This is a genomic window from Burkholderia sp. BCC1644, assembly GCF_902833225.1.
Taxonomy (GTDB): Bacteria; Pseudomonadota; Gammaproteobacteria; order Burkholderiales; family Burkholderiaceae; genus Burkholderia.
Window position 1 is genome coordinate 150,818 of record NZ_CADFEI010000018.1, and the last position, 11,736, is coordinate 162,553.

Annotated in this window: 13 protein-coding genes, 1 tRNA gene, 1 pseudogene and 1 riboswitch; of the genes and pseudogenes, 6 read left to right on the top strand and 9 right to left on the bottom strand. The window is 66.4% G+C overall.

Features of this window, described 5'->3' with window-relative positions:
• Nucleotides 1-26 precede the first annotated feature (26 nt).
• The 5 genes from HWX87_RS29735 to HWX87_RS29755 are packed head-to-tail and all read left to right on the top strand — an operon-like array spanning nt 27 to nt 4,498.
• Entirely contained in the window at nt 27-1,040 is a 1,014-nt protein-coding gene (locus HWX87_RS29735) for a hypothetical protein (RefSeq protein WP_176050587.1), read from the top strand.
• Nucleotides 1,037-1,786 carry a hypothetical protein gene (locus tag HWX87_RS29740; RefSeq protein ID WP_176050588.1) on the top strand — a complete coding sequence of 250 codons (750 nt, stop codon included), beginning with the start codon at nt 1,037-1,039 and terminating at the stop codon, nt 1,784-1,786. The genes HWX87_RS29735 and HWX87_RS29740 overlap by 4 nt, the downstream gene beginning before the upstream one ends.
• Entirely contained in the window at nt 1,783-2,940 is a 1,158-nt protein-coding gene (locus tag HWX87_RS29745) for a hypothetical protein (protein WP_176050589.1), read from the top strand. The genes HWX87_RS29740 and HWX87_RS29745 overlap by 4 nt, the downstream gene beginning before the upstream one ends.
• Complete coding sequence (locus HWX87_RS29750) at nt 2,937-3,554, top strand: phosphatase PAP2 family protein (RefSeq protein ID WP_176050590.1); 618 nt, start codon at nt 2,937-2,939, stop codon at nt 3,552-3,554. Before HWX87_RS29745 ends, HWX87_RS29750 begins: the two co-directional genes overlap by 4 nt.
• Nucleotides 3,551-4,498, top strand: a complete 948-nt coding sequence (locus HWX87_RS29755; RefSeq protein ID WP_176050591.1) for a fatty acid desaturase family protein — start codon at nt 3,551-3,553, stop codon at nt 4,496-4,498. The genes HWX87_RS29750 and HWX87_RS29755 overlap by 4 nt, the downstream gene beginning before the upstream one ends.
• A 111-nt stretch (nt 4,499-4,609) precedes the next feature.
• Here the strand turns inward: HWX87_RS29755 and HWX87_RS29760 are convergent.
• The 9 genes from HWX87_RS29760 to HWX87_RS29800 all read right to left on the bottom strand — a co-directional run bounded on the left by HWX87_RS29760 (nt 4,610) and on the right by HWX87_RS29800 (nt 11,144).
• Nucleotides 4,610-4,686 (bottom strand) — tRNA-Lys (locus tag HWX87_RS29760).
• 108 nt (nt 4,687-4,794) lie between these two features.
• Entirely contained in the window at nt 4,795-5,544 is a 750-nt protein-coding gene (ybgF, locus tag HWX87_RS29765) for a tol-pal system protein YbgF (RefSeq protein WP_124449297.1), read from the bottom strand.
• A 19-nt stretch (nt 5,545-5,563) separates the two neighbouring features.
• Nucleotides 5,564-6,076, bottom strand: a complete 513-nt coding sequence (pal, locus tag HWX87_RS29770; RefSeq protein ID WP_006484980.1) for a peptidoglycan-associated lipoprotein Pal — start codon at nt 6,074-6,076, stop codon at nt 5,564-5,566.
• 17 nt (nt 6,077-6,093) lie between these two features.
• Nucleotides 6,094-7,389, bottom strand: a complete 1,296-nt coding sequence (gene tolB, locus HWX87_RS29775; protein WP_176050592.1) for a Tol-Pal system beta propeller repeat protein TolB — start codon at nt 7,387-7,389, stop codon at nt 6,094-6,096.
• A gap of 109 nt (nt 7,390-7,498) precedes the next feature.
• Nucleotides 7,499-8,548, bottom strand: a complete 1,050-nt coding sequence (tolA, locus tag HWX87_RS29780; RefSeq protein ID WP_176050593.1) for a cell envelope integrity protein TolA — start codon at nt 8,546-8,548, stop codon at nt 7,499-7,501.
• Complete coding sequence (gene tolR, locus HWX87_RS29785) at nt 8,545-8,994, bottom strand: protein TolR (protein ID WP_124449291.1); 450 nt, start codon at nt 8,992-8,994, stop codon at nt 8,545-8,547. The genes tolA and tolR overlap by 4 nt, the downstream gene beginning before the upstream one ends.
• 10 nt (nt 8,995-9,004) lie before the next feature.
• Nucleotides 9,005-9,682: a protein TolQ gene (gene tolQ / locus HWX87_RS29790; protein ID WP_021157170.1), complete on the bottom strand. Its 678-nt coding sequence runs from the start codon at nt 9,680-9,682 to the stop codon at nt 9,005-9,007.
• A 130-nt stretch (nt 9,683-9,812) separates the two neighbouring features.
• A complete protein-coding gene (gene ybgC, locus HWX87_RS29795) occupies nt 9,813-10,298 on the bottom strand; it encodes a tol-pal system-associated acyl-CoA thioesterase (RefSeq protein ID WP_176050594.1) in 486 nt (161 codons plus the stop codon).
• 99 nt (nt 10,299-10,397) lie between these two features.
• Nucleotides 10,398-11,144 carry an SDR family NAD(P)-dependent oxidoreductase gene (locus HWX87_RS29800; protein ID WP_176050595.1) on the bottom strand — a complete coding sequence of 249 codons (747 nt, stop codon included), beginning with the start codon at nt 11,142-11,144 and terminating at the stop codon, nt 10,398-10,400.
• Nucleotides 11,145-11,324: 180 nt separating this feature from the next.
• Nucleotides 11,325-11,426: riboswitch (ZMP/ZTP riboswitch) on the top strand.
• A gap of 137 nt (nt 11,427-11,563) precedes the next feature.
• Here HWX87_RS29800 and glyA point away from each other — a divergent pair.
• A pseudogene (glyA, locus tag HWX87_RS29805) lies at nt 11,564-11,736 on the top strand (serine hydroxymethyltransferase); the annotation flags it as partial.

Consider the following 11,736-nt stretch of genomic DNA (forward strand, 5'->3'; position numbering starts at 1 on the left):
ATCCTGAACCCATCCCGACGACGACCATGCCCTCATTCGCCAGCCGTGTTGCCTGCCTCGCCCTGTTTGCCGCCAGCACCGGCGCCCACGCCGCGCCGGTCGATCACGCGGGACGCGGGATCTACCACTTCGCGTCGCAAAGCGGTTGCCCGTTCGCGAGCGCGGCCGCGACGGACTGCAATCGCATCGCGCTCGATACGCCCGACGTTCACGCGAGCGTCGATACCGATGCGCACGCGATCGTCTTCTCGAGCGATGAGAGTCGCCGCACGAAGGACGTGCTCGGCGACGTGCTGCTGCAGGGCACGGGCGTTGACGGCGACGGCCGGCGCGTGCCGCTGAGCGTGCACGTTCTGCTGCGCCGCGACGGCGCGAAATGGGACCGCGACGTGTACGTCCATGCGCCCGTGCGCGGCAAGTTCACCGATGTGCGGATCGATCCGTACCGTGTGCGCGTGAAGGAGGGCGACGGCGAGCGCGATGTGCTGACGCCGGACGAAACGCTTGCGCTGTTCGCGCATCCGTCGCTGGCGTCCCGGCTTGCGCGGCATCTCGTGAAGGTGAGCGCGACCGATCCGAAGCAGCCGTCCGCGGACGACATCACGATCGCGCTCGGCGTCGGCGGCCTGACGAAGTCGGTCGCGCGCGCGAGCTTCACGTCGACCGCGCCGCACGATGCGGACGTCGATCGCGCACTGGCGTCGGGCACGTGGTCGATCCGTTTCGACGCATTGAGCAATCACATTCCGGTGTGGGTCGCGCAGCGCGAGTTGTTCCTGTTCGGTCTCGACGGCAGCGCGCTGCTGAAAGACGTGCGCGAGCGCGGCTTCCGGAAGAACGACCGGATCGAATTCGGCGCGCGCGACGGCAACGGCTATCTGCGCGTGAACGGCCATGAGGAAGCATTCGCAGGCGCCGCCGCGTCCGCGCATGCGTTCATGCAGGAAAGCTTCGTTGGCCTGATCCTCGGCTGGCGCCGCGATCCGGCCGCCGCGGCCGCCGCGACGAAGTCCGCGTCCGCGCGGGGTGTGCCGGCATGAGCGCGGCAGGTGAGCTGCCCGCATCGCCGCGGGCGGCGGACGGCGCGCGCTTCGACTGTCTCGATACGCCCGTGCCGCAGGGGGCGGCGCGGGTGCGCGCGTATCTCGTCGATCGCATCAAGCGGGCGGCGCTCCGGCGGCTGCATCGCAGCATGCACGGCGAGCGCTGGATGCTGCGCATGTACCTGATCGGCGAGGAAGCGACCGAGTGCGCGTTGCATGAAGACTGGACCGGACAGCCGCCGGACTGGCTCGCGCCGCGGATCGAACAGCATCTCGCGGACGAGCGTCGCCACGCGGCCGCGTTTGCCGATGCGCTGCACCAGCGCGGCGTCGCGGCTTCGGCCGGGCCGCACGAACCCGACTGGCTGAGCCGGCGCAAGATCATGCGATGGCGCCGGCTCGCGCAACGCCACGCGCCGCATTTTGCGCAAGGCGTGCTCGTGCCGGCCTATGCGACGGGTCTGTGCGCGGAACAGATGGCGATGCGTGTGCTCGCGCGCCACTGCGCGACGATCGGCGACACCCATCCGCTCCATCCGTTGCTCGCGCGCGTGCTCGCCGACGAGACACGGCACGTGCGGCTCTGTTCGGACACGTTGCGCCGTCTCGTCGAACCGTCCGAGGCCGCGCATCTCGCTGCGTTGCTGCGCGAGATTCGTGCAATCGAAGCCGGGTTCGGCGTGACGGGGGCGCTGGCGATGTATGCGGCAGGCTGGGTCCAGTCGCTTCGTCCGCGCGCATGATGCAGCGGATCGTCTATCTCGCGACAGCCGACGCGCGCGGCCACCTGATGCGCGCGCAACTGCTCGTGCATGCGCTGCGTGCAGCCGGCGCGCAGGTCGACGTGCTGACGACGTCCGATGCGGGGCAGGCGTTCCTGGCCGCATTCGGTATCGATGCGCCTGTGCTGTCCCGTCACTACGCGGTGCAGTTCGACGAGCGGCAGAACATGCTGCGCGACGCGACCGACCGCAACGTTGCGCACTACGTGTTCAGGCCGACGCGGATGCTGCGCGACATCGTGCGGTTGCGTGCGATCGTTCGCGATGCGGATCTCGTGATCAACGATTCGTTTCATCCGGCGCTGCTGTTCATGGGCGCGGTGCCGGGCTGGCGCCGTCGCGTCGTTCACGTGTACGGCGGCAGCCTGCGTCGTGCGTTGACCGCGAATTTCGATGCGCGGCTGCCGCGCATGCTGGCGCGTGCGTTCGCGCGGATCGTCGACTGGCAGATCGATTCGGCGCTGGGCTGCATCGAACACGATTTTGCGTACGACGTGGCCGACGATGTGCAGCAGTCGCGCGGGCATGTCCGCTTGCCGACGCCGTTACCGGGTGTCGCCGAACTGCCGCCTTCGGAACAGGTTGCCGCGGCCGTTTATCTGAATCCGCACTTCCGCGACGTCGCGCTCGCCGATGCGCTGTCGGCCGGCATTCGCGACGCGGGGCTTGCCGCGCACCGCGTGGGCGAGGGGTACGCCGGGCACGACGGCTGGACCGGCGTCGATGCCGACTGGGTGACGCGCGCCGCGCATGCGCCGCTGATCGTATCGGCGCCCGGCATGGCCGCGCTGTCGATCGCGCGCGTCTATCGCCGCCCGATCCTGCTCGTGCTGACCGATCAGCCCGAACAGGCGAGCAACGCCGCGCGGGCGGCGCGGCTGCAACTCGTGCATCGCGTCGTCACGTGGCGCGGTGATGCGGATGCGTTCCGGCGGTCGGTCGGGCAGGCCGCTGCCGAACTGATGCGCAATCCGGGCACGCCGGCGGGAACGCGCGCCGGACGTGAGCATGCGCGGGCACGTGTGGACGCGTGGACGTCGCGCATCCTCGCGCTGCGGTCGCAGGCGCGGCCGGCCGACGCGGAAACCCGATGCGAGGCGCCGGCATCGCGATGAATACGTTGATGCCGCGTGACGATCGCCGGCCCGATGTCCGGCAGATGCTGGCCGCGACATTCGGCATGGCAGCCGGCCTCGCGATCTTCTTCGTGCTCGAGCGCGGCGTCACGCCGCGCTACGTGCTGGCCACGTCGATCGATGCGCGGATTCCGTTCATCGCATGGTCGTGGTTCGTCTATGTCGCCTTCTTCCCGTTCGTGATTGCGTTGGCCGCATATGCACGGCCGCCCGCGTTTGCCGCGTTCAAGGAGGCCGTGCTGATCGCGTTCGTGCTCGGCGTCGTCTGCTTCCTGCTGTTTCCGGAAGCCGTGCCGCGGCCCGACGTCGCGGAGATCGGCAACGCGTTCGTGCGCGATCGTCTCGCGCGCATGTGGCAGCTCGATCTCGCGGCCAATGGATTTCCGAGCCTGCATGTCGCGGTGACGTGCCTTGCATGCCGGATGCTGGTGGACCGGCGCCGGATCGTGGGCGCCGCGGTCGGGCTGCTGATCTGCGTGTCGACGCTGACGCTCAAGCAGCATACGGTGGCCGACGTGCTCGGCGGCGTGGTGCTCGCGATGGTCAGTGCGCGGTGGGTCGAGCGGCGTGCGCTGCGCAGGAGGTTCGCGTGACGGCTGCCCATGTTCGTCAAGGCGGGCCGAACGCGGAGCTGGCGCGGTTCGTGCCCGATCCCGAATTGTTTCGCGTGAACGCGTGGCGCGTGGGGACAGCGCTGGCAGGCGACTGGCTGATGATTGCCGCGGCGTTCGCGGTTGCGATCGTGTTGCCGCATCCGTTCGTGTACGCGTGCGCGGCGATCGTGATCGCGCGCAGCCAGCTTGCGCTCGCGGTCATGATGCACGAAGGCGCGCATGGATTGCTGGCGCGGAACCGGCGCGTCAACGACGTGCTCGGCCAACTGCTCGCGGCCGGTCCGCTGTGGTTGTCGCTGCGCACGTATCGTGCGGGCCATCTGAAACACCATCGCGCGCCGATGCAACCGGACGATCCCGTCGCGCTGCTGTTCGGCGTGCACGACTATCCGGTGACGCGCGCGCGGTTGGTCGGCCGCTTGCTCGCGTATGCGTGCGGGGTCGGCTATCTGACCAGCGTCGTGAAGCTCGCGCGCGGCAAGTTCGCCCATGCATTGCCGCAGGTCGTAAAGTCGCGTGCGTACGCGGCGTGGGAAGTCGTGTCGATGCTGGCGTGCAACGGTCTGCTGTTCGGTGTGCTCGCGCTTGCCGGACATCCGCTGCTGTATGTCGTGTTGTGGATCGTGCCGTCCGTCACGCTGTTGCCGCTTGCCGGGCAGGTGCGCGCGATCTTCGAGCACGCCGGGTTGCCGCCCGGAGAGGACCAGAGCCGCAACGCGCGCACGATCGGCCGGCGTTCATGGCAGACGTTCCTGTTCGGCCCGCATGCGATTCATTTTCATATCGAACATCACCTGTTCGCGCGGATGCCGTTCCATAGCCTGCCGGTCGTGCACCGGCAACTCGCGCAGCGGCAGTTGCTGCCTGACGGCAATTTGTACGCGGGATATGGCGCGGTGCTGCGGGATGTGAGTGTGCGATGACCGGCCGCGCGCGACTGAGGGCGCGGCGAGCATTCGAGCTCGAACAGTCGCAAGCGACAGACGCAAAAAAGCCTCCACTCGGGAGGCTTTAATTGCACTATCAAAGATAGTTGGTAGGGTGGGAGGGACTCGAACCCTCGACTCTCTGATTAAAAGTCAGATACTCTAACCAACTGAGTTACCACCCCACGTTCTTGAAACCTGTTGGTTCGTTGCTTCAACAACTTGGCAAGCGACCCAAAGAGCAAAAGATTATAGCGACGGATTGGTGGGCTGTCAACAACCCGCCGCGATAATTATTTGATCGTCTCGAGCTTGCCCTGCGCCGTCTGCGCCGCGTTCGACCCGGCGTACTGCGACACGACCTGCTCGAACGTCTTCTTCGCGGCCGCTTTCTGGCCTTGTTCGAGCTGGTTCGTCCCGATCGCCACGAGGGCATCGGCCGCGCGCGGGTGCTGCGGGAACTTGCTGACGATCCCTTGCCACGTCGCGGTCGAACCGCGGTAGTCGCGCAGCGCGTATTGCGCATTGCCGTACCAGTACTGCGCGGTCGGCTGGTAGGGGCTCTGCGGATACTTCGCGATGAATGCGCGGAACGAAGCCGCGGCCGCCTTGAAGTTGCCGTTGCGGAACTGCTGCTGCGCCGCGCTGAGCGCATCCGTTTCACCCGGCTGCACGGTGCCTTCGACACCATCGATCGTCGTCTGCTGCGGCTCGAACTTCTTGAGCCGCGTGTCGAGATCCTGGTAGTACTCCTTCTGCTGCCGCTCGAGTGTCGTCAGCCGGTTCGTCAGATCCTCGTTTTCGCCGCGCAGCGTCGCGACCTGCTGGTTCAGCTGGTCGAGACGGCCGGATTGATCGAGGATCGTACGCTGGGCGGCCGACAACTGGCTCGCCAGGTTGTCGGTTTTGCTGCGCAGATCGAGCACGGCGCGGCGCGCTTCGTTGTCGTCGAACACGCCGGCGTGCGCCGGCGCGGCCGACCACGCCGCGCCGGCGACGCAGAGAGCTGCGGCTGCACGCAGCCAGGTTACACGGTGCGTCATACGGCGATTCTTCCGTTACTTACTGTTGGTAGACGAGGTCGGCGCGACGGTTCTGCGCCCACGATGCTTCGTCGTGACCCGTTGCCTGCGGCTTTTCCTTGCCGAGGCTCACGGCTTCCATTTGCGAATCGTTCACGCCGAGCAGTGCCATCGCGCGACGGACGGCTTCCGCACGCTTCTGGCCCAGCGCGAGGTTGTACTCGCTCGTGCCGCGTTCGTCGGTGTTGCCCTGGATCAGCACGTGGCGCTGCGGGTGGCTCTTCAGGTACTGAGCGTGCTGCTGCATCAGCGGCTGGTACTCGTCCTTCACCGAATAGCTGTCGAAGTCGAAGTAGATGCTGCGTTTCGCGAGCGGGCTGTTCGGGTCGTTCAGCGGATCGACGTTCACTTGCGCGACGTTGTCGGCACTCGGTTGCGTGCTGACTGCACCCGCGTTGTTCGCCTTGTCGTCGAGCTTCACGCCCGACTTACATGCGGCGAGCGCGCTGATCATCATCACGGCCAGGGCCAGACGAGCTTTATTCGACATCATGGTTACTCTCCTTGTGGTCATTGCATGAAGGGCCCCCACGACGGCTCGCGAACGGAGCCGCCCTGGACGGACAGGATTTGCGGCGGCGCGCTGCCGTCGGAGGGCACTGCAGCCAGAACATTGCGACCACCCGACTGGGTAGCGTACAGAAGATACTGGCCGTTTGCCGCGAAGCTCGGCGATTCGTCGCGATTGGTATTCGTGATGGCGTTCGCCGCGCCGGATTGCAGATCCTGAACGTACAGCTTGAAGCCCCCGCCCGTGCGGGAGATGTAAGCGAGCAGCTTGCCGTCCGGGCTGATACGCGGACTCGTGTTGTAGCTGCCGGTGAAGGTCACGCGCTGCGCGGCACCGGCACTTTCACCCTGTGCGGGCATCCGGTAGATCTGCGGCGCGCCGCCGCGATCGCTCGTGAAGTAGATCCAGTGGCCGTCCGGCGAGTAGTACGGCTCGGTGTCGATCGAGCTGCTCTGCGTGAGACGGCGCAGGCCGCCGCCGTTTGCATTGACCGTGTAGATTTGCGTATTGCCCGTCAGCGACAGCGCGACGGCGAGCGTGTTGCTGTCCGGCGACCAGGCCGGCGCACTGTTGTTGCCCTTCTGGTCGGAGACCATGTAGCGGCGGCCGGTCGGCAAGTCGTGGATGTAGACGATCGGCTTCTTGCGCTCGAACGACACGTACGCGACCTTCGTCCCGCTCGGCGACCACGCCGGCGAGATGATCGGCTCGGTGCTCGACAGCGCGATGCGCGCATTCTGGCCGTCCGAATCGGAGATCTGCAACTGGTAGCGATTGCCGGTCTTGATCACGTACGACAGGCGCGTGGCGAACACGCCGCGCACGCCGAGCAGCTTCTGGTAGATGTAGTCGGCGATCTTGTGGCCGGCCGTGCGCAGCGTCGTGTCGGTGGCCGTCAGCGACAGGCCGCCGAGGCTTTGCTGCTTCACGGTGTCGTACAGGATGAAGTTGACCTTGTACTGGCCGTTTGCGTCGCGGTTCACGCTGCCGGCAACGAACGCATTCGCGCCCTTGGCCTTCCATGCGCCGAGATCGACCGAGGCGGTCTCGGGCACGGGCGTGCTGCCTGCGTCGATGTTGGTGAATTTGCCGCTGCGGGCGAGGTCGGCACGGACGATCGACGTGACCTGCTGCGGCAGGTTCGCCTCGTTCGTGAAATTCGCCGTGGCAATGGGGAACTGGGTCGACCCGACACCGGTGATCAGCACGTTGACCTGGGCGTTAGCGGCGCTGCCCGCCGTAATCAGACACGAGGCCACGAGTGCCCTGAAACCTAGCTTTGTCATCAAACTCATGCTTCTTGCTTCCCGTATGGCTTGGATCGCTGCGCATCCGCAGAGACAGTAAAAATACCCGATTCGTTCCCGTCCGACAGCGACGCCCGGAGTGTAAGCGCATTTCCTTTCACTCCGCTGCCTTGAAGGTAATCGTAATGTCAGACGGGGTACGACCGTTAGAATCGGGCGGCAACGGGACCGATGCGTGGATCGCATTCACCACGGCTTGATCCCACCCCGAATTCCCGCTCGAGCGGGAGACCGATGCGCTCAATACGTCACCGGACGGCGTGCACCGAATCTTGACGACGGTGGTCAGGCCTGCTCGCTCGCCGCCCCAAACGATGTTCGGTTTGACGCGGCGGCGTACCTTGTCGGCATAGCCGGGCGTCGCGGCATTGCCGCCGGAACCCGTGCCCGTGCCGCTTTTCGCGAGGCCTTCGCCGCCGCCTTCACCGGCGCCGGACAGGCCCTGCATCTGGGCGAGACGCGCGTTGCGCTCGCGGTCGAGCTTCGCGTTCGCCGCCGCGCTGGCCTTCGCCCGCGCCGTGGCTTCGGCCTTCGCCTTGGCCTGCGCTTCGGCCTTTGCCTTCGCGGCTGCGTCGGCCTTGGCCTTCGCCGCCTGCTGCGCTTCGAGCTGCGCCTGCTTTTGCTGCTGGAGTTTCTGCTGTTCGAGCTTCTGCTGCTCGGCGAGCTGCTGTTGCTTGAGCTTGTCGGCCTGCTTCTGCTTGTCGCGTTCGGCGGCCTTTTGCGCGGCGAGCGTGGCGGCCTGCTGCGCCGCGAGCTGCGCGCGCCGGGCTTCGTCTTCCTGCTGGGCCTTCAACTGCTGCGCGCGGCGCTGCTGATCGAGCAGCGCTTCGCGCGCGGCCGCTTCCTGCTGCCGCTTCTTCTGCTGCAGCGCGATGTCGGCCTGCTCGTCGCGCACCGGGGGAGGCGGCGGCGCGACCTTCGCGGGAGGCGTCACGACGGGCCGCGGCGCGGCGACGTCGGGCACCTCGGTCCACAGCTCGGCTTCGGCGCCGGCCGGCGTGCTGTTCTGCCACTGCACGCCGTGATAGAGGAACAGCGCGAGCAGCACGTGCATCAGCGCGGCGAGCGCGAACGCGCGCCAGGTGCCGCGCTCGCGGGGAGGCTGAGGCGGGTAGGCGGAGCTGCGCGTGGATTGCTGCCGGTTCATTGCGATTTGACGAGGAGGCCGACGCGCTTGACGCCGCGCGCCTTCAGATCCGACATCACGGTCATGACGGCATCGTACTGCACCGTCTTGTCGGCAGCGATCACGACCGGCTGGTCAGGATGATCGGCCTGCCGGGCCGAGATGAAGCTGTCGAGCTCGGCCTTCGTCATCGTGTCTTCCTGGGTCGAGCCCGAGTCGCCCTTGTACTTGACGCTCATCGTGCGGTCGGCCTTGATGTTGACGACGACGGGCGGCGTCTGCTCCTGCGGCGCGGCGTTGCCGACGGTCGGCAGGTTGATGATAGACGGGGCGACGAGCGGTGCGGTGACCATGAAGATCACGAGCAGCACCAGCATCACGTCGATGTACGGCACGACGTTGATGTCGGCCATTGCACGGCGCGAGCGGCCGCCGCGCATGCTGGATCGGATGGGACTTCCTGCCATGGCGCGCTCCTTACTGGGCCTGACGCTGCAGGATGTTCGAGAACTCTTCGATGAAGGTCTCGAAGCGGATCGCGAGGCGGTCGATGTCGTGCGCGTAGCGGTTGTACGCGACCACGGCCGGAATCGCGGCGAACAGGCCGATCGCGGTGGCGACGAGCGCCTCGGCGATGCCCGGTGCGACGTTCGCGAGCGTGGCCTGCTGCACGTTCGCGAGGCCGCGGAACGAGTTCATGATCCCCCAGACCGTGCCGAACAGGCCGATGTACGGGCTGACCGAGCCGACCGATGCGAGGAACGCGAGGTTGGCTTCGAGCACGTCCATTTCACGCTGGAACGACGCGCGCATCGCGCGGCGTGCTCCATCGAGCACGAGGCCCGGATCGCTGATGCGCTTTTCCTTCGCCTTCAGGAATTCGCGCATCCCCGATTCGAAGATCCGCTCGAGCGCGCCGATCGTGTGGCGGTTGTTGGCCGCGCTCTGGTACAGCGCCTGCAGGTCGCCGCCCGACCAGAAATCCTTCTCGAAGCGTTCGGTCTGCGCGCGTGCGCGGCGGATCGCGAACCACTTGCGGAAGATGAAGGTCCACGACATCAGCGACAGCAGCAGCAGCAGTCCCATCACGGCCTGGGCCAGCACGCTCGCGTTGAGGACGAGGGAAATGATCGACAGGTCTTGAGAAGTGTTCATAGAGGTTTGAGTAACGGCCCTTCGGGGCGCCCGGTATGCATGCGGCGCGGCGCGCCGGCCATGCCTGACGCCGAACCTTGCTTAGTATCGAATCAGAACGGCAAGTTCATAGGCTTTGTCTAAACGGCGCTCATGCGAGCTTCGTTGACAGTGGAGTGTGCCCGGCATCGATGACGGGCCCGCGTTGCAGCGCGTCGAGCACGGCCGGCGGGATGGCCGTGGGCCGGATACCGTTACGGTCGACGCAGCCGAGGCGAATGTTCCCGGCTACGAGCAGCGTGTCGCCACACCAGGCTTCCTGCGTGAATTCCACCGACGCGCGGCCGATGCGTCCGGGCCGGCTCGTGATCGCCAGCGTATCGTCGAGTCGCGCCGGCGCGCGGTAGTCGAGCGACGTGCTGCGGACGATGAAGATCGCACCGGTATCGTCGGCGAGCTGGCGCTGATCGATGCCGCACGCACGCAACCACTCGGTGCGGGCGCGCTCGAAGAACTTCAGGTAGTTGGCATAGAAGACGATGCCGCCTGCGTCGGTATCCTCGTAGTACACGCGCACCGGCCAGGTGAAGCCGGAAGACGCTTCCGGGGAGCGGGTAGGCTGAGTCATGGCGCGCATTCTACCGGAAGGCAGGGAGCCGATTCGTAACCGATTCGTAACGGAATGTAGTACGCCGTAGCACGCCGCGGGCCGGCCTGAGGCCGGGCCCGCGGGGCTTCAGCCGCGGTGGACGGTCGGGCCGCCGGGGGCTTGCGCGATCGGCATCAGCTCGATCGTATTGACGTTGACATGTGCCGGGCGCGTCGCGATCCAGTAGATCGTATCGGCGATGTCTTCCGGCATCAGCGGCTGGACGTTGTTGTAGACGTTTGCCGCCTTCTCGTCGTCGCCGCGATAGCGGACGTTCGAGAACTCGGTGCCGCCGCACAGGCCCGGCTCGATGTCGGTCACGCGCAACGGCGTGCCGAGCAGATCGGCGCGCAGGTTCAGGCTGAATTGTCTGACGAAAGCCTTGGTCGCGCCGTAGACGTTGCCACCTGCATAAGGGTACGAACCCGCGACCGAGCCGAGATTGAAGATATGGCCGCGGCCGCGCGCGATCATGCCGGGCAGCAGCGCGTGCGTGACCGTGACGAGGCCCGTGCAATTCGTGTCGATCATCGTGTGCCATTCGTCGAGGCTGGCCTTTTGGGCCGGCTCGACGCCGAGCGCGAGGCCGGCGTTGTTGACGAGTACGTCGAGCGCCGCGAATTCGGCGGGAAGGGCGGCCGGCACGGCCTCGACGGCCGCGCGGTCGCGCACGTCGAGCTCGAACGGCAGAAGGGCGTCGCCGAGTTCGGCGGCGAGCGCATCGAGACGGTCCTTGCGGCGCGCGGTCGCGACGACGCGGTGGCCTCCTTTGACGAAGGCACGGGCGATGGCGGCGCCGAAGCCGGCGGACGCGCCTGTGACGAACACGATCATTGCTGCTCCTGGTCGATAACAAAATAGCGGGTGATATCCCGCAAGCCTACTGAGATTGCCGCACCGCGGCAAGGCGGCAAAGCGTTTCGGCACGGGCGCGTAGAGTCTGGCCCCAATTGATTCCGGCGCAGTTCCGTGCGGTTGCCTATTCATGACGCATCCAATACACTAACGCGCTCATCACCCCTGCGTGACTGGCGATAGAACCCGTTCGGGTTCAAGGTGGAGCATCCCACCGTGAAGCGCGGGGCGCCGTTTTTGCCGTTCGCCTGGGCAGCCGTTGTGCGCCGTCGCGTGCATCGCCGGTGGCTGTCCTGCCTCGCGTCATACGGATTCTTCCGCCACGTCGAGCTGGTCCCGCCAGCAGCACACCGTACTCGGCCGCTCCGGTCAACCTGTACACACTTAACGGAAACCGTATGTTTGACAGAGCCCAAAGCACCATTGCGAACGTCGATCCCGAAATCTTTGCCGCGATCGAGCAGGAAAACCGCCGCCAGGAAGATCACATCGAGCTGATCGCGTCGGAAAACTACACGAGCCCGGCCGTGATGGCCGCACAGGGCTCGCAGCTCACGAACAAGTACGCGGA